The sequence below is a fragment of the uncultured Nostoc sp. genome, assembly GCF_964245575.1.
GTDB lineage: Bacteria > Cyanobacteriota > Cyanobacteriia > Cyanobacteriales > Nostocaceae > Nostoc.
This window is the reverse complement of the sequence record NZ_CAXTNP010000186.1, coordinates 1-16,488: the sequence shown is the minus strand read 5'-3', so window position 1 is coordinate 16,488 and position 16,488 is coordinate 1. Positions and strand designations below refer to the sequence as shown.

The 16,488-nt window shown below is 41.2% G+C and carries 15 protein-coding genes; 9 read left to right on the top strand and 6 right to left on the bottom strand.

Annotated features, from left to right (window positions below; all coding sequences use genetic code 11):
- Positions 1-292 precede the first annotated feature (292 nt).
- On the top strand, positions 293-655 hold the full coding sequence (locus ACFFAP_RS25350; protein WP_375513807.1) for a hypothetical protein: 363 nt from the start codon (positions 293-295) through the stop codon (positions 653-655).
- Positions 656-792: 137 nt separating this feature from the next.
- Here ACFFAP_RS25350 and ACFFAP_RS25345 read toward each other — a convergent pair whose 3' ends face one another.
- Positions 793-1,740, bottom strand: coding sequence for an NAD-dependent epimerase/dehydratase family protein (locus tag ACFFAP_RS25345; RefSeq protein ID WP_375513806.1), 948 nt, complete (start codon positions 1,738-1,740; stop codon positions 793-795).
- 447 nt (positions 1,741-2,187) lie between these two features.
- Here ACFFAP_RS25345 and purD point away from each other — a divergent pair, with 447 nt between their 5' ends.
- The 3 genes from purD to ACFFAP_RS25330 all read left to right on the top strand — a co-directional run bounded on the left by purD (position 2,188) and on the right by ACFFAP_RS25330 (position 5,944).
- Positions 2,188-3,465, top strand: coding sequence for a phosphoribosylamine--glycine ligase (gene purD / locus ACFFAP_RS25340; protein ID WP_375513805.1), 1,278 nt, complete (start codon positions 2,188-2,190; stop codon positions 3,463-3,465).
- A 117-nt stretch (positions 3,466-3,582) separates the two neighbouring features.
- Positions 3,583-5,529: a two-component system sensor histidine kinase NblS gene (gene nblS / locus ACFFAP_RS25335; protein ID WP_375513804.1), complete on the top strand. Its 1,947-nt coding sequence runs from the start codon at positions 3,583-3,585 to the stop codon at positions 5,527-5,529.
- Between the two features lie 163 nt (positions 5,530-5,692).
- Positions 5,693-5,944 carry a hypothetical protein gene (locus tag ACFFAP_RS25330; protein ID WP_375513803.1) on the top strand — a complete coding sequence of 84 codons (252 nt, stop codon included), beginning with the start codon at positions 5,693-5,695 and terminating at the stop codon, positions 5,942-5,944.
- Positions 5,945-6,001: 57 nt separating this feature from the next.
- On the opposite strand, the gene ACFFAP_RS25325 is transcribed toward ACFFAP_RS25330, so the two are convergent.
- The 3 genes from ACFFAP_RS25325 to ACFFAP_RS25315 all read right to left on the bottom strand — a co-directional run bounded on the left by ACFFAP_RS25325 (position 6,002) and on the right by ACFFAP_RS25315 (position 8,316).
- Complete coding sequence (locus ACFFAP_RS25325) at positions 6,002-6,271, bottom strand: hypothetical protein (RefSeq protein WP_375513802.1); 270 nt, start codon at positions 6,269-6,271, stop codon at positions 6,002-6,004.
- Between the two features lie 209 nt (positions 6,272-6,480).
- Positions 6,481-7,644, bottom strand: a complete 1,164-nt coding sequence (locus ACFFAP_RS25320) for a hypothetical protein (RefSeq protein ID WP_375513801.1) — start codon at positions 7,642-7,644, stop codon at positions 6,481-6,483.
- 303 nt (positions 7,645-7,947) lie between these two features.
- Positions 7,948-8,316, bottom strand: a complete 369-nt coding sequence (locus ACFFAP_RS25315) for a zinc ribbon domain-containing protein (RefSeq protein ID WP_375513800.1) — start codon at positions 8,314-8,316, stop codon at positions 7,948-7,950.
- 236 nt (positions 8,317-8,552) lie between these two features.
- On the opposite strand from ACFFAP_RS25315, the gene ACFFAP_RS25310 reads away from it, so the two are divergent.
- Both ACFFAP_RS25310 and ACFFAP_RS25305 read left to right on the top strand, forming a co-directional pair.
- Positions 8,553-9,941 carry an AAA family ATPase gene (locus ACFFAP_RS25310; protein WP_375513799.1) on the top strand — a complete coding sequence of 463 codons (1,389 nt, stop codon included), beginning with the start codon at positions 8,553-8,555 and terminating at the stop codon, positions 9,939-9,941.
- Between the two features lie 4 nt (positions 9,942-9,945).
- Positions 9,946-10,680, top strand: coding sequence for a Rho termination factor N-terminal domain-containing protein (locus tag ACFFAP_RS25305; protein ID WP_375513798.1), 735 nt, complete (start codon positions 9,946-9,948; stop codon positions 10,678-10,680).
- A gap of 159 nt (positions 10,681-10,839) precedes the next feature.
- On the opposite strand, the gene ACFFAP_RS25300 is transcribed toward ACFFAP_RS25305, so the two are convergent.
- Positions 10,840-11,787 carry a glycosyltransferase family 2 protein gene (locus ACFFAP_RS25300; RefSeq protein WP_375513797.1) on the bottom strand — a complete coding sequence of 316 codons (948 nt, stop codon included), beginning with the start codon at positions 11,785-11,787 and terminating at the stop codon, positions 10,840-10,842.
- A gap of 360 nt (positions 11,788-12,147) precedes the next feature.
- On the opposite strand from ACFFAP_RS25300, the gene ACFFAP_RS25295 reads away from it, so the two are divergent.
- Together ACFFAP_RS25295 and ACFFAP_RS25290 are read left to right on the top strand one after the other, a co-directional pair.
- Positions 12,148-13,608: an MFS transporter gene (locus ACFFAP_RS25295; RefSeq protein ID WP_375513796.1), complete on the top strand. Its 1,461-nt coding sequence runs from the start codon at positions 12,148-12,150 to the stop codon at positions 13,606-13,608.
- 6 nt (positions 13,609-13,614) lie between these two features.
- A complete protein-coding gene (locus tag ACFFAP_RS25290; RefSeq protein WP_375513795.1) occupies positions 13,615-14,409 on the top strand; it encodes an SDR family oxidoreductase in 795 nt (264 codons plus the stop codon).
- 13 nt (positions 14,410-14,422) lie between these two features.
- Here the strand turns inward: ACFFAP_RS25290 and ACFFAP_RS25285 are convergent, their stop codons facing one another.
- A complete protein-coding gene (locus ACFFAP_RS25285; RefSeq protein ID WP_375513794.1) occupies positions 14,423-15,205 on the bottom strand; it encodes a hypothetical protein in 783 nt (260 codons plus the stop codon).
- A gap of 162 nt (positions 15,206-15,367) precedes the next feature.
- On the opposite strand from ACFFAP_RS25285, the gene ACFFAP_RS25280 reads away from it, so the two are divergent.
- A complete protein-coding gene (locus ACFFAP_RS25280) occupies positions 15,368-16,093 on the top strand; it encodes a gamma-glutamylcyclotransferase (RefSeq protein ID WP_375513793.1) in 726 nt (241 codons plus the stop codon).
- The last annotated feature ends 395 nt before the right edge of the window (positions 16,094-16,488 follow it).

Below are 16,488 nucleotides of genomic sequence, written 5' to 3'. Positions count from 1 at the left end.
CCTGTAAGAACTTCCGCTTTGACGTTTCCGTGTTTGGCGCAGTCTGTAGCAACTTTTGCTTTGACGTTTTCATGTTTGGCGCAGTCTGTAGCAACTTTTGCTTTGACGTTTTCATGTTTGGCGCAGTCTGTAGCAACTTCCGCCTTACCCTTACTCGTTTGAGTGAGAAAGGGACATGAAAATTGGTGAAATTACTCAAGTTATAGTCTTCTTAAGATAAATCAACAATTTTACGCAGGACAACCTTTGAAAAATTGTCCACTATAGAATTACTTTAATTAGGGTATTAATTATGGCAAGACATAAACGCGATTCACGTATTCTTAGCAAAGCTGAGATGCGCTTGGCAAGTATTAAATCTATCAGTCCTACTCTAGATGTAGGAGATAAATTAACTGTTAAAGATTATACAGACAAAATTGAAAGTCTCCGTCAATCTTTGGAAGCCTACAATACCACTCTCTCTACTATTGATGTTTTATTAACCCAAATCACCGAAAATGAAAGAGATTTGGCAGACTATTCTGAAAAAATTTTGCTTGGTGTTGCTTATAAGTTTGGTAAAAATAGCCACGAGTATCAGATGGCTGGGGGTACTCGTAAAAGCGAGCGCAAGCGTACTGTACGCCAAGGTGTTGTTTTGACTACCAGCTAAGGTTAAGAAGATGAGGGGGATGAGGAAAATTAGCAGGATAGGGAATAGAGATATGAGTGAAAAAGAATTGTTTTGACGTAGGAATGCTACGTCAAAACAAGGGTTCTAGATAACGCATATTTAATTTCACCAGATGTCTAATACAAAGATTTCACCCACTCCCATTCCTGTATCAAACCCTCTCTCAGGGAAACTTGCGGCTGATATCCGAGAATTTTCTGGGCTTTAGATACATCAGCCGCCGTGTGGCGGGCGTCTCCCATCGCTTTTTCTATGTGGTTTCTTTTGATTGGTTTTTCAACAATTTCTTCAATCGTATCCAAGACTTCTGCTAAAACTACCCTGCTACCGCCACCGATATTAAAGATTTCTCCCACTGCTTCAGATGCGGTGGCGGCGGCTAAATTGGCGGCGATGATATCACTAACAAAGGTAAACTCCCGCGTTTGCTGGCCATCGCCGTAAATAGGAATCGCCTCATCCTGCAAAATCGATTTAAAGAACTTATTAAATGCCATATCTGGGCGCTGTTTGGGGCCATAAACTGTGAAATAACGCAATGTCACACAGGGTACACCAAAGTTTTTGTGATACAGTTCACACAAAAACTCCGATGCTAGTTTGGTAATGCCGTAAGGAGAAACTGGTTGAGGACAAATTTTCTCGTGGGTAGGTAATGTTTCTGCATCACCATATATACTAGATGAAGAGGCAAACACTAACCTTTTCAGGTGTTTAGCATCCTTAGCTGCTTCTAGCAAAACTTGTGTAGCGTTAATATTTCGTTCTGTATAACCTCGAAAAGCTTTACCCCAACTTGCTCTAACACCTGCTTGTGCCGCTTGATGGTAAACTATATCAACATCTTTTAGGAGTTTTTGCCAATCTAAAAACTGCATATCTCCTTCAATTAATGTAAAGCCAGATGACTGATGTAAGTGTGCAATATTCTTTCGCTTTAACATCGGATCGTAGTAATCATTGAATTCATCAATCCCGATCACTTCTTCTCCTTGTTGCAGCAATGTTTCTGCAAGATGAGAACCAATAAAGCCAGCAGATCCAGTAACAATAATTTTAGCCATGTTGCCTATTTTTCGATATTTTCATTAATTTCCATATTCACAGGTTAATACTTGTAATCAATAATCGTCATTACCTGAAGATGATTTTTTTACTCAATTATTGAAATACTTAAAAAACTCATCATAAATACTTAAATATTCTCCTTAAATTGGGAAAACTTAAGTATATTTATTTACTGATTGCAAGGAATAAAATTTATAATTATACTAATTCACTAAGTTGGATTTTAAAAATAAATACAGTAAAAATTCAATAGCTATATTTCTTCGGCGTTGCAAAGAAAACAGCATGATTCGGCAACTTCTAAAATTCCCCCCCTGCGTCGCCTGCTTCCTCAGCCTTTTTAATCATAAGGGGCTTGCATAAGTGTGAGAATTGATGAAAAAATTGATCCGCGAGAACTCAATAGGGCATTCTCGTTTCGCAAGGGGCACACGAGGAAATTAGTGAAAGTTTTAGTTGTAGGTAATGGGGGGCGCGAACACGCTCTGGCATGGAAACTGTTGCAATCTAAGCAAATTGAGCAAGTTATCTGTGTACCAGGGAATGGGGGCACAGCAAGTATGGAACGTTGCCAGAACTTGCCCCTAGTAGTAGATGATTTTGAGGGTATAAGCCGATATGCTCTCTCAAATGGGATCACTCTGGTGATAGTTGGGCCAGAAGTCCCCCTGTCTAAGGGAATCACAGATTACCTTCAAGACAAAGGACTGATGGTATTTGGCCCAGTCAGAGCGGGAGCGCAAATTGAGGCGAGTAAAGCTTGGGCAAAAGCCCTGATGCAAGAAGCGGGAATTCCGACGGCACGGGCTGCGGTATTTACTGAAGCAGCAGCAGCAAAATCTTATGTAAGAGCTACGGGAGCGCCAATTGTCGTCAAAGCTGATGGCTTGGCGGCTGGTAAGGGTGTAATAGTAGCTGAAAGAGTTGCACAGGCAGAAAGTGCCGTTGATGCAATTTTTCAGGGACAATTTGGCAGTGCTGGTGAATTTGTCGTTATTGAAGAATGTTTGATTGGGCAAGAGGTGTCAGTTTTAGCGTTAACGGATGGGTTAACGATTCGACCCTTGCTGCCAGCTCAAGACCATAAGCGGATTGGTGACGGCGATACGGGGGAAAATACTGGTGGGATGGGAGCATACAGCCCAGCACCCATCGCTACACCAGAGTTGATGGCACGCATTCAAACAGAAGTTTTAGAAAGAGCGATCGCCGCCTTACGAGCTAAAGGCATTGATTACCGAGGTGTACTGTATGCTGGATTAATGATTGCACCCGATGGCGACTTGAAGGTTTTGGAATTCAACTGTCGCTTCGGCGATCCCGAAACCCAAGTGATTTTGCCACTGTTAGAAACACCCCTAGAAGAGTTGCTTCTAGCCTGTGTACAACAGCGATTGAGTGAATTGCCACCCATTGCTTGGAAAAAAGAAGCATCTGCCACTGTCGTTGCAGCTTCAGGTGGTTATCCAGGAGAATATAAGAAAGGTCAGGTCATTACTGGCATTGTTGAGGCAGAGGCAACCGGAGCAACTGTATTTCATGCAGGTACGAAATTGAACCAGCAACAAGAAGTAGTGACAGATGGGGGTCGGGTATTAAATGTGACTGGAACCGGAGAAAATTTTGAGCAAGCGATCGCCCAAGCATACGCAGGTATCAAATATATTCAGTTTGAGGGAATATATTACCGGAGAGATATCGGTTATAGAGTTAGAAGTTAGGAGTTGGGACTTATTCCCTATGCCCATTTCCCATGCCCCTAACATATTTGTCAAATTAACTGTTAGTTTTTTAGTTGTTGGGCTTTATAACAAAGACTACTAACAACTTTATTTAAGATGCTAAGTCTGTTAAAAACAATTCGACATGCGATCGCTAGTTGGTGGTCGGAGTTCACACTCCAGACCAAATTATTGGCTGTGGCCACAATGGTAGTTTCATTGGTCATGAGTGGTCTGACCTTCTGGGCTGTGAATACAATTCAGCAGGATGCGCGGATGAATGACACCCGCTTTGGCCGTGACTTGGGGCTGCTGCTTGCTGCCAACGTTGCTCCCTTAATCGCGGACAATAATCTTACAGAAGTTGCCCAATTTTCCCAACGTTTCTATAGCAGCACCTCTAGCGTGCGTTATATGCTCTACGCTGATGAAACCGGGGAAATCTTTTTTGGCATTCCCTTTTGGGAAGCGGAGGTAGAAAACTCCCTCACCATTAAACGGCGGATACAACTGCCAGAAGATTACCCTGGTGATGGGGAAAAGCCGATGGTGCGGCAACATGCAACCCCAGATGGAACAATTACCGATGTATTTATTCCTCTGATCGTCAATAAAAAATACTTAGGTGTATTAGCGATCGGGATCAACCCCAATCAAACTGCTGTCATTTCTACCAATTTTACCCGCGATGTCACCATTGCCGTTTTTATCACCATTTGGGTAATGGTGATTTTGGCAGGAGTGATTAACGCCTTGACCATCACCAAGCCGATTAAAGAACTACTGGTGGGGGTAAAGCAAATTGCTACCGGGAATTTTAAGCAGCGCATTAATTTACCTTTAGGTGGCGAACTAGGGGAATTAATTTTAAGCTTTAATGAGATGGCAGAGCGATTAGAGCGCTATGAAGAACAGAATATTGAAGAACTGACCGCAGAAAAAGCCAAGCTAGAAACTCTAGTTTCGACGATCGCAGATGGTGCTGTGTTGATTGATAACAACATGCAGGTGATTTTAGTCAACCCCACAGCAAAGCGAATTTTTAGCTGGGAAACTGCTGATGTGGTAGGCTGCAATGTGTTGGATCACTTGCCCCCATCGGTACAAAGGGAAATCATCCGTCCCTTGTACGAAATGGCAGCAGGCGAATGCGAAAGCGCCGAATTCCGGATTTTTCTTAACCAACCCACCCAGAGGACGATCCGCATTCTCTTGACTACAGTACTCAACGTGCAAAGAGAAAGCATCAAAGGCATTGCGATTACTATCCAAGATATTACCCGTGAGGTTGAACTAAACGAGGCAAAAAGTCAATTTATCAGCAACGTTTCTCACGAACTGCGAACGCCTCTATTCAACATCAAAACCTATATTGAAACCCTACACGACTACGGCGAAGACCTAGCTTTACAAGAACGGCAAGAGTTTCTGCAAACTGTCAACCATGAAACTGATCGCCTAACCCGCCTAGTTAACGATGTTTTGGATTTATCAAAACTCGAATCTGGTCGCAACTACAACTTCAATGGGGTGGATTTAGCCCAAGCGATCGAGCAAACACTGCGTACTTACCAACTCAATGCTAAAGATAAAGGTGTTGAACTTGTTCAAGAAGTTGCTCCTAATTTGCCGCTAGTAATGGGTAATTATGATCTGTTGGTACAAGTGTTTGGCAACCTGATTGGTAATGCCCTCAAATTCACAAAAGCCGGTGGTCAAGTGGCAATTCGCGCCTACCAACTAGATTTCAAACCCAGTCACACCCAATCTTCTCCAGTGCGAATTGAAATTTCCGATACTGGAATTGGCATTGCCACAGAAGACCAACACTCAATTTTTGAACGCTTCTTTCGCGTAGAAAACCGAGTTCACACCTTAGAAGGCACAGGTTTAGGTTTATCGATTGTCAGAAATATCATCGACAGACATCGTAGTAAAGTCCATCTAGTGAGTGAAATTGGCATCGGCACCACTTTTTGGTTCGACTTAGCCGCCTTTGAAGAAAAAGCGCCACCGATACAAGTTGAACCTATTGCGGAAGCATCCAAAATCACAACAGTTTGAAGGTTAGGAATTGGGCATCTCTCGTTTTGATGCCTTTTTTAAAAAAGTTACGATAAAAAGTATGAGAATTGTCACAAGATAGAGGAATTATATGATAAAAAACTGTTAAAGGTAATGTAGGCAAATCAGCCCTTTTCTAAAAAAGTGACTTTGTGTGACTAAAATGACCCTATCTTATAGATTGAAAAATTTCTGGGGTTTGCTGTGGAGTAAAAATAAGGTATCTGCAACTCAACAAAGGTTGCAGAACAGTACCGTAAGCTCAAGAGAGGCTGATGATATTGAGGGTACTGTTCAACTTAAAAATGGTCAGGCAGTTCAAGTAAAGCTAGACGACTTGAAACAGTTTATAGAAGACAACCGCAGCCAAATAGCAGTCCAGAAGATTCCTAATATGGGAAAGCGGAGAAGTTAATTCTTTAATAGAGCTTGTAAGTTACTTACACCTTACTTGCAAGCTCAAGTTAATTCTTCAGCAGAAGATCCTTACTTTAATTTGTCGAATTATTTCTATATAGTTTTGTTTATCAAGTTCCTCATCTGTTTCGGCAATATAAACAGTGCAGCTTGCAAAAGTTCTAAAGTCAGTATTTTTGTCGTCCAATGGCGATGAAATATACTCTTGTTCTTTGCCAAGAGTGACATAAACAGGAAATATATCTTTGCGTACTATATAGCCATAAACGTACCCATAGGATTCTGCGTTGTCAAATTCGGCTTTTATAGTTCTTACTGTCAACATTATTTTATCCTGGCAATTATTCCTCTAAAATCCATTGCGTTAGTCTCATAATGCTCCTCTAGCAAGCTTTAAGCGGTTGTAAAGTACATAAATATGCAAACTTGTGGAGGGTAATCGAAACCCTCAGCACTGAGTTTAAGAGACCTGTCTAGCATCAAGCGCCACCCATGAGTTCACCAAGCGCTAAGACTAATACCTCGCCGCTTTGGCTAAAATTTTTCTGATTCCAGTTCAGCTATTAGTTCTTCAGCATCTTTGCCACCAAGATCGCGCAATTCTTTATGTATAATGCTGACTTTGCGCTTTATTATGCTGACTTCGCGGCGAAGTACCAACAATTCCTTAATCTTTGACATGATTTCTCCAGCCATTAATAGATTATTTTCTGAAGATGCTGATGGAGCGGTAGCTTTTTGCTGAGTTGCTTCGGATTTCATAAAAATGTTTGCATTGCTATCGTCTAAGTTGTCCTTAAAATGATTTTCTGACATCAGTTTACCTGGAGATGTTAACTGGATATCACCAGGAATCGTACCAGTATTTGAAGAGACAAGTTGAGATACATTGTCATAATCGTAATGCCCATTTTGTAACTGAATTAATGTGCCGTTTGAAGCTTGGTCACTGCCTTCTAGTAAAAATTGAATTAATTCAGTATTAATTCCAGCAACGGGAAAATAAGCATAACCACTCCTACCTTGGGTTTTGGTATTGGATACTTGTCTGCAAAGCCAGCCTGACTCTACAAGATATTTCAGGTGCTTATTAACTGTCGTATTATCGAAGCCAAGTATGTGAGCAATCTCGGCTGACCTGATTCCAGCATCTGGAATCAGCTTCAAAATAGATTGAACAGTGGGTGACAACTCTAAAGCTAGATGTCTCAAATGAAAGAAAAATAAATCTCTCTGTTCTGTAACATCGTTCTTTAGATCAGTATCTGACAAAACCGATTCCAATAAATTTTCTGCAACAGAATTAGGAAGCTTAAAACTTTTTTGGCTTTTGTACTTTATGGCAGCATTAATTGTATCGGATGAAAAATCATGTGCAAGATAATACAAATGCCTTGGTTTTACTGCTCCTACTCCGGCACTAACTTCTCTGTAATTTGCGTATTTGAGACTGGAAAGCTCTCTCAATTCTTTTGTGACAGTTGACCTGGAACGATGTATTGTTAGGGCAATTGCTCTGGCACTGCTCTCGCCTGTAATTGCCAAACACTGCAAAACCTCCAGTTTTTGGGTTGTCAGTTTTGCTAGCTCAATGATTTTAGGCGCTCTTTCAAGCTTTTGACGATGTAATTTAATTAGGTCAGTCCATTGACTTTGCAAGACAGACTCTTCTAGACTTAGTGACATAAGTCTAGACATAAAGCTCACCTCCTTAACGGGTAAGTTTTTAGACTCCCCCTCTGAGTAGAGCAAGTGTGGTAGGTCGCCAAACTTTACATCACTCGCCTACTTAGAGTGGAACTTTGTTTTTTCCAGAACAGACCCTACCTAGAAATAGGAGGGTCTGTTCTAATATCTCAAAATAACATGGACGAATCCAAAATAGATCCCCAAAGATCGTCAAAATTTCCAAAAAAGCAAAATTAAGTTTTATTTATTGCCGCACAATCTTTTTACTGATGACTAATCCCCCAGATAACGGGGGATTGTTTTAAACTTCATCTAAGTTACTAGACTGAAGAACAAACAGACCAATAATAAACCTAATAGTAACAGCAAAGCCTGATTGCGTTTTACCCAACTTTTTACAGTTATTGCAAAACTGTTAGTGTAGCGCTGCTGTTGCAACTCTAACTTTGTCTCTTCAATATTTTGGTAGAGGGTACAGTCCTTGGCGTAGGGACGCTGAGGAAAATTGCAAGTATCATCAGCGTGATAAGTGCAAGTATCGCACAGATACCCGCCCCCAGTGGCGCGGTGCAATGGAATACCGGGATGACCGTAAGCTTTGAGTGTCGTCCGGCAATAGGGACAACTAATAGCTTGACTATCAACGAGTTGATGGCAGTGGGGACAAGATACAGTAGCCAAAACCTTTAGCGCAAATAGGTTAAGTAAACACTTTGATTCTAGCCATTCTTGGATTTTACTAGCAACAGAGGCAAAAATTTTTACAACGGAGAAATTAGCGGATAGAATTGTAAGGTTGGATGCCTATCGGTGCTAGTATGATTGCTGACTATGCCTCGATACTGCAAAACATTTTTCAAGCGATCGCTCCAAATAGTAACGAATCTGATGTAGAGCAAAAGGTAGTAGTTCCCCTTTTGCATATCCTTGGTTACAGCCATGCCGATTGGCAGTCTCAAGTAGTAATTCTCCAATCTAAGCTTGACTTCCTAGTGGGTCAACCAGACTCGGCTTTAATAAAACCAGCCTATTTAATTATTGAAGTAAAAGCACCCAGTAAAAACATTGCCCACAGCGTTTGGCAAATTAATAATTACATGCGCCACACTGGGTCTGTTATCGGTCTGTTAACAAATGGCTATGACTTTCGTATACTTTATAACTATGATAAAAAAATTACAACTATTGTAGAGTATTCTCAAGCCACACTTATTCATAAATATCGGTCATTTTACAAAATTTTATCCAAAAAAACTTATTTAAACTTTACTTCTACTCTGTATAAAAATCAACAAAATATTCGTTTACAGTTTCTAAATTTAATCTCAAAAGAGGTGCAACAAGAAGATATGTTGGGCTTATTCAACAAAGGTAAGACTTCTCTCATTCAAACACAGCAAACCAGTGAAGAAAAAAAATTAGTTTCTGAAACTAAAGAGGAACGCAAATCGATGATTATTACTGTATTTAATAACAAAGGTGGCGTAGGTAAGACTACAACAACTATCAATCTTGCGGCCGCTCTCAACAAGCTAGGTAAGCGAGTGCTGCTGATTGATATTGACGCTCAAGCTAATCTAACAATGGGATTAGGGATAGATCCTTTAGATGATGTTGAAAAGCAAGGTAAAAAAGATATTACCCATTTACTGACTGAACCAAGAACTAGTTTAGAAGAAACGATTATTCATAAGAACTGGGATGATGTTGAACTAGATATTGTTCCATCTCACATTCGTTTGAGTTATATGGAAGCTACGCTGATTAATACACCAGATATTGATCGCGTACTAGCTAAAAAGCTAAACAAATATCGTAATCAATATGATTATATCTTAATTGACCCACCGCCATCATTTGGTAAAGCTAATACTATTTCACTCATGGCCTCTTCTGGAGTATTAATTCCTACCCAGTTAGCTCCTTATCCCATCCGGGCATTAGAGTACGTGATTTCAAGAGCCATTGCACTTGATGAATCCAAAGATGAACCACTGCCAATTTTGGGAATAGCAGTCAGTATGTACAATAGAGCCGCAAATAAGGTTGCTTTAGCTATGACTCAGCAGATTTTTGATATTCTATCAAAGAATCCTGAAAGTAAAAATATAGACTTATTCCCCCAAGAAACATGGATTCCAAGCCTGAGCATAGTTTCAACTACACCTAATAAGGGGTATCCGATTTGCTTTGCAGAATTCGATAAAGAATTAAATTCTAAAGATAAAGAAGCTGCACAGGATGCTTTTAACTGCTATATAAAACTAGCTAAACAATTGATTTCTGTTAGCAAGGAAAAGGAGTAAGAAAATGAATAGTGCAGAACGTCGCGATCGCATTGTTGAATATTTACGTATCAAGTCAATCTCTCATGGACAAGTTTACACTTTTCAAATTGCTGTACCAGAGTCTGAAGTTTTAGAAGTTCCTTCTGGAAAACGCCAATACTTAAGGAACAGCCTTACTCAACAAGGTACTAACTTAATTCCTCTGATTGTGCGTCGTACTGAGGCATACAGTGAAGAAGAAGAGTACGAAGTTGTTTATGGTGCTGATTGGTGTCTAGTTGCTAAAGAACTTGACATTGAGAAACTCTGGGTTTGGGTATTTGATATGACCGATGAGCAAGCTGCTGCTGCTAAAAAAGAAATGCAGCAATTGCTAGGGTTTTCAGATTCTACCCCTGTAGTATTACCATCGGTTTCTGAAGAGACAGAATCGACTAAAAGAATACTTAAACAGCTTAATAAATTATTTCTGGAAGTAGAAACGCTTAACAAAAAAATTGAGCAAGTTACTACATCGGTTAAAAAATTGGAGGAGAGTCCAAGCAAGCAAACAAATATTGACATTCAGTTAGTTCAGCAATTTACAGAAGCTGTTAAAAAGATTATTGAAGAAGTTCCAAGCAAACCATTGTACAGTATGAAAAAAGACCAACTTCAAGAAATTGCAAGAAAACGTGGGATTAAAATAACAACACGAATGACAAAGACTGATATTCTCAATGCTATTGAAAAAGCTGATAAAAATCATGAAGACTAACTGAGTCATTACTCAAGCTTCACTTATTCAAAATGTAAAAACTTTAGATAATTTTGTTTGCGCCTCTGCACCTCTTCGTAAGCCATTACCCACTTATAACCCGGGTACTTGATAGAAAAAACGATGCTTGCTCTGGACTGCGCCACCCATTTCCATAGCCTAACCTCGCACCTGTCGCAGTACATTAAACGCCTTACCCCGCAACCCAACTGGTAACAGCGATAAGCCTAAACCAGTCCAAGCTTTAACAGTTGAAAAAGACTGTCCCGCTAAAACTAGCTCTCTGCCTTTTTGCGTTTCACCCTTTTCAATTAAACGCAAACCTAATAATAATTGCGTTTCAGTTAGACGATTTTGCCTGATTTTTTCTATTTTTTCAGACTCAAATTTATAACTTTCTAAATACCGCATTTTATCAAATAAATAAGGAATCGCTCTATTAATACCTTGCTGCTCTGCATGAGAGCGATATTCCATCAATAATTCTGGTAAGTAATAGCCCTTTTTTCCAGCCAAAGCCAGACGCACAAATAAATCATTATCCTCACAATTTTGCAGATTTGGCTGCATATATCCTAATTCTTGCAATGTTTTTCGGCGAAATAATGTCGCCCCAACTTGAAAGCTTTGTTGAATAAATACAACTTCCAACAAATTATCTACAACACCTGCTGTTAAATTCTTCCTACCCCAGCGATGAGAATTTTCTTGAGTTTTTACCTCATCCCGCACATTGTTAATATCAATTATCCAATGGTCTGTGCCAACAAAATCAATGCTAGAGTCTTGAGCAAGAATAGCTGCGGTACTTGCGAGAAAATCAGGTGTTAGCCGATCATCATCATCAAATTTAATAAAATATTCACCACTGGCTGCATCAAAGCCAGAGCACATATTATTACTTTTACCAATATTTTGCAGATGACGGATATATTTAATCCGCTGGTCTGTATACTGTGACATCAACTCAGGTGTGCGATCGCTAGAACCGTCATCACAAACAATTAGCTCAAAGTCTTGCTCAGACTGATTGAGTACACTGTCAATGGCATAAGGAAGAAGATGAACACGATTAAAAGTAGGAACGCAAACAGTAATTTTCGGCATATTTTATACTATTCTAGGAAATAATATACTAAGTAAAAATTTTATATCAATTTTCACGAATGATTTAATATTGGTATATAGCAATCCGATTTGATTCGGTGAATTACTCGTAGAGACTGGGGACACAACGAGTGCGCTCAGTGCATCGCTCAATACTAGGAAGAAGGAATAAAGGTGTACTGAGTTTTTTTCACTCAATCAAATATGAGTCCTATAGTTTGCATGATGGTTAACATTAGCTTCTGCTCAACGAAGCACCTGCTGCGATCGCTGTGAACAGGTAGTGAGGATAGCACCCTACAATAGAATATACGTATGCAAACTATTCACAACCGTAAAGTCAAAGCCGGAGGCTAAACGTTGGCACAATTGCAAGCACAACCTCTGCCTTTGTCAGGCTCTCAAAAAAATTGGGTCTTGCTCGGTATTGGACTTGGGGTGTTCATGTCTACCCTAGATGTGGGTATCATCAATGTTGCTTTGCCCACATTGGTACAAGCCTTTGATACCAGTTTTCCTACAACCCAATGGGCTGTATTGAGTTACCAGTTGGTCAGTTCCGGTTTAGTTTTGGGGGCAACACGCCTGGGGGATATGTGGGGCAAGAAGTCCTTATATCAAGGGGGACTTGTTCTGTTCACTTTCAGTTCGCTGTTGTGTGGTTTGGCACCTGGTATTGGCTGGTTGATCGGCTTTCGGGCACTTCAAGGATTAGGTGCTGTGTTCATTTCTGGGCTTGGTTTGGCAATCATCACAGAAGTTTTTCCCTCCTCCGAACGAGGTCGGGCTGTTGGTATTATCGGTAGTGTAGTGTCACTGGGAATTGCTTTTGGGCCTTCGGCTGGCGGACTGCTCCTCAGTTTGTCAGGCTGGCATAGTATATTCTTCATCAATGTACCGTTGGGGATCATAGCTAGTTTCTTAATAACTCGCGTGGTGCCGCCTTCTGTACGCATTCAGGGCAAACAGAAATTTGATTTTTTTGGAGCGATATTGGCTTTATTGACTTTGGGTAGTTTTGGGCTGGGTATGACGCTAGGGCAAAGCCAGGGCTTTAGCAGTACCAATGCATTGGTATTATTAGCGATCGCCCTCGTGAGTTTTACAACTTTTTTAGTAGTTGAAGCGATCGTAGAGCAGCCGCTACTAGAACTACACCTGTTTCGCAATCTTCAGTTGAGTATGGGTTTGCTAAGTGGCTGGCTAGCATTCATCGTTATTGGCGGTTCGCTACTCATCGTCCCTTTCTTTCTAGAAGGGGTCAAGCAGTATCCGACGGTAAAAGTGGGACTGCTACTAGCCGTGTCGCCTCTGCTTAGTGGGTTAATTGCCCCACTAGCTGGAACACTTTCAGACCGCTTTGGCGCTCGAGTGATCAGTTCAATTGGGCTGGGGTTGATGATTGGCGGCTGTCTGGGCATTAGCACCTTTGATGCTCAAATTACTGAACTAGGCTATGTGTCGCGCTATTTTATTTACGGCATTGGACTGGGTTTATTCCAATCGCCCAACAACAGCACTGTTATGGGATCAGTACCAAGGGAGCGGCTAGGAATTGCTTCTGGACTGCTATCTTTGTCACGCACCTCAGGGAATACAGTAGGAGTTTCTCTAATCGGGGCAGTATTTGGAGCGTTAATCGCTAGCATGTCTGCGGGTGCAGATGTCTCTGTTGCCCCTCGTGAAGCGATCGTTGCGGGGTTCCAAGGAACTTTTCGCTTTGCAGCCCTAATACTTTGTGGAGCAGCAGTTGCATCCGTTTTGAGAATCAGTAAGAGGCAGAGGGCAGGGGGAGCAGGGGGAGCAGGGGAGAATAATTAATGCCCAATGCCCAATCTTCAATTATCAATTACTAAGGAACTAGATAATTTTATGACAGGCAAATTAGAAGGAAAAGTAGCAATTATCACTGGCGCTTCAGCAGGAATTGGAGAAGCAACTGCGATCGCTTTGGCTTCAGTTGGAGCAACAGTAGTCCTTGCTGCTAGGCGTGGCGATCGCATTCAGGCATTAACACAACGCATCGAAGCTAGCGGTGGCAAGGCATTGCCCATTGTCACTGATGTGACTGACGAAACCCAGGTAAATAACTTGGTGGCAAAGGCAAATGCAGAACTGGGAAGGGTTGATATCCTTGTGAATAATGCAGGGATTGCCTTACTTGGCACCATTGAAGCTGGAAATAGCTCAGACTGGCGGCGATCGTTTGACCTCAATGTATTAGGACTGCTATATGCTACTCACGCTGTTTTGCCTCTTTTGAAGGCGCAAAAATCGGGGCATATAGTCAATATCTCCTCAGTGGCTGGCCGGACAGCGCGGGCGGGCGTCGGTGTTTATAATGCTACCAAATGGGGTGTTAATGCCCTCTCGGAAGCATTGCGCCAAGAAGTCCACAAGGACAACATCCGCGTCACCATCATCGAACCAGGTTTAGTGGATACGGAAATTGACAGCCAAATTACTGATCCCGTTGCCAAACAACAGATCGAAGAACGACGCAAGGCAATTACACCTCTGCAAAGCGAAGACATTGCTGCTGCGATCGTTTACGCCGTTACCCAACCACCGCGCGTTAATGTCAACGAAATTCTCATCCGACCAACGGGACAAGAACACTAAACAAGCATAATTATTACCTGCGTTGGCGTACTCTTAAAATTGCGCCTGAAACACCGAAAGCTAATATAGCCAGGGTATAAGTTGGTTCAGGAACAGCAATAATGCTCACTCTGTTGATGGCAAAAGCCCTATTTAACTCAGAAGTGCTGAAAACGAGTCGTGAGATGTTAGCAGTTTCACTGCGAATCCCAAGGAACAATGCCGAATTATCTAATGTGAGTGAAGAAGTCCCCGGTACTGAGAAAGTACCCAATAGGTTATTGGCACTATCAAAAGCTGAAACAAACGTGTTGAATTCTAGAATATCGTCTACAGCTATTTGAGTACCAGCACCGAAAACAGGCTGATCAAAGCTAATGGTCAAAGGGCCCGAGTTACCAATTGCAGGAAAACCACTTCTTGGGTTAAAGCCTGTGAAGAGAAGAAAATCACCATCAGTGAAGTTGGTCGGAATGCTTTTGGGTATAAAAGAGGTTTGAAAAACAAAAGGTGGGCTAATACCAGCATCGTCAACTTGAGGTATATTTACACCCAGAGATAAACCGCCTTCGGATACTGCTGAAAAAGAGTTAGGCAAAAAAGCCGAAGGATCGGGAGCAAAGGGATTGAACACTTTACCCAAACTCGACCAATCAATTCCGTCATTGCCTCCGAAAGCAGCACGACTAGTTACTAATGTAACTGCTTTAACTGGTAGTGGGAGAACTGCTATTAGAGTTGTAATTGCTAGTTTGGTGGCAATTGCTGGTAAATATTTGATTGAGAACTTTAATAATTGGTTTGTCGCAAATGCCACAAAGCTTACTCCTTATTTCGTAGATTGGCATCATCAAGATATTGCTGCCTATAGTTAGGCTTATCGTCAATCCTACGGGAAAGGCAGTTCTATGTTAATTAATTTATCTTAAAGTTATAGTGAAATTACTGAATATTTACATAAAAGGAAATAATTTAAATTATGTCACTGAGTCGTAGCGACCTCGAAGCTGGAAATGAACAGACGAGACTCTTAGAAGCATCACACTCTGGAATAAAGCTAACAACTCTGAGCGAAGATGAGTTACAGCGATCGCTTGATGAAACACTACAACAGCAACCGCCAAATTCTGATATTTGGATATTTGCCTATGGTTCGCTGATTTGGAATCCGCTAATTACATACGTCGAGCGCCGTGCTGGGATCATTTATGGTTGGCATCGGTGCTTCTGTACATGGATGATCCTCGCTCGTGGTACTCCAGAAAATCCGGGATTACTCTTAGGACTTGATCGGGGCGGTAGTTGTCGTGGCGTTATTTATCGAATTGCAGCTGCTGATGTCCCATCCGAATTACTGCTGATTTGGCGGCGGGAGATGTTGGGTGGTGTCTACGTTGCTCGTTGGGTAAAAGTGTTTGATGGTACGCAAGAATTCCAAGCGATCGCCTTTGTTGCCAATCGCCAACATCCCAGGTACGCTGATCAGATACCATTAACAACTACTGTAAATAGTATTGCCACCGCATCTGGAAAATTGGGATCTTGCGCTGATTATCTGATGAAAACTGTTGAGGGATTGATGGCAGAAGGAATTAAAGATAGACAATTACTCTTGTTACGCAAACAAGTGTTGGCAAAACAACAAGCGCTTTTAATTAGTGGCGATCGCTCTACTTTAGTGCCTATTTCTGGGCAACAGCCATGATGTGAGCGCTCATCCCCAATATAGAGGGTTCGGTTTCTAACCAACGAATCGCTTCTAAAAGGCGATCGCGCCGACAGTTCTTGGCTTCGGGCCAATTCCAGCAAACCTGTACAAATTACTACATACTTAAATATAATTTTTAGCGATCGCTTGTTTTTGACCAAACCTCACAAAATCGCATTGCTCCCGGCTTGAACTTAGTTTTGGATGAGTTTTTATATGAGGTTTATCTGAAAAAGTATTAGTTATATAGATTTCCTATAGATAAAATTCAAACTATTATGATTTATAGAAAAGCTAAAAGCTTAATATAGCAAAAATAACAATTAGGATTGATGAAATGAAATCTATAACTAAGGCATCTGCACTCAAAGAATACTACTCTGAGAATGGTT

Coding starts and splice junctions, on each gene's coding strand:
- ACFFAP_RS25325 (WP_375513802.1), bottom strand. CDS start 6,271: ATGTTGACAGTAAGAACTATAAAAGCCGAATTTGACAACGCAGAATCC.
- ACFFAP_RS25290 (WP_375513795.1), top strand. CDS start 13,615: ATGCCCAATCTTCAATTATCAATTACTAAGGAACTAGATAATTTTATG.
- ACFFAP_RS25330 (WP_375513803.1), top strand. CDS start 5,693: ATGACCCTATCTTATAGATTGAAAAATTTCTGGGGTTTGCTGTGGAGT.
- ACFFAP_RS25300 (WP_375513797.1), bottom strand. CDS start 11,787: ATGCCGAAAATTACTGTTTGCGTTCCTACTTTTAATCGTGTTCATCTT.
- ACFFAP_RS25305 (WP_375513798.1), top strand. CDS start 9,946: ATGAATAGTGCAGAACGTCGCGATCGCATTGTTGAATATTTACGTATC.
- ACFFAP_RS25345 (WP_375513806.1), bottom strand. CDS start 1,740: ATGGCTAAAATTATTGTTACTGGATCTGCTGGCTTTATTGGTTCTCAT.
- ACFFAP_RS25280 (WP_375513793.1), top strand. CDS start 15,368: ATGTCACTGAGTCGTAGCGACCTCGAAGCTGGAAATGAACAGACGAGA.
- ACFFAP_RS25350 (WP_375513807.1), top strand. CDS start 293: ATGGCAAGACATAAACGCGATTCACGTATTCTTAGCAAAGCTGAGATG.
- ACFFAP_RS25320 (WP_375513801.1), bottom strand. CDS start 7,644: ATGTCTAGACTTATGTCACTAAGTCTAGAAGAGTCTGTCTTGCAAAGT.
- nblS (WP_375513804.1), top strand. CDS start 3,583: ATGCTAAGTCTGTTAAAAACAATTCGACATGCGATCGCTAGTTGGTGG.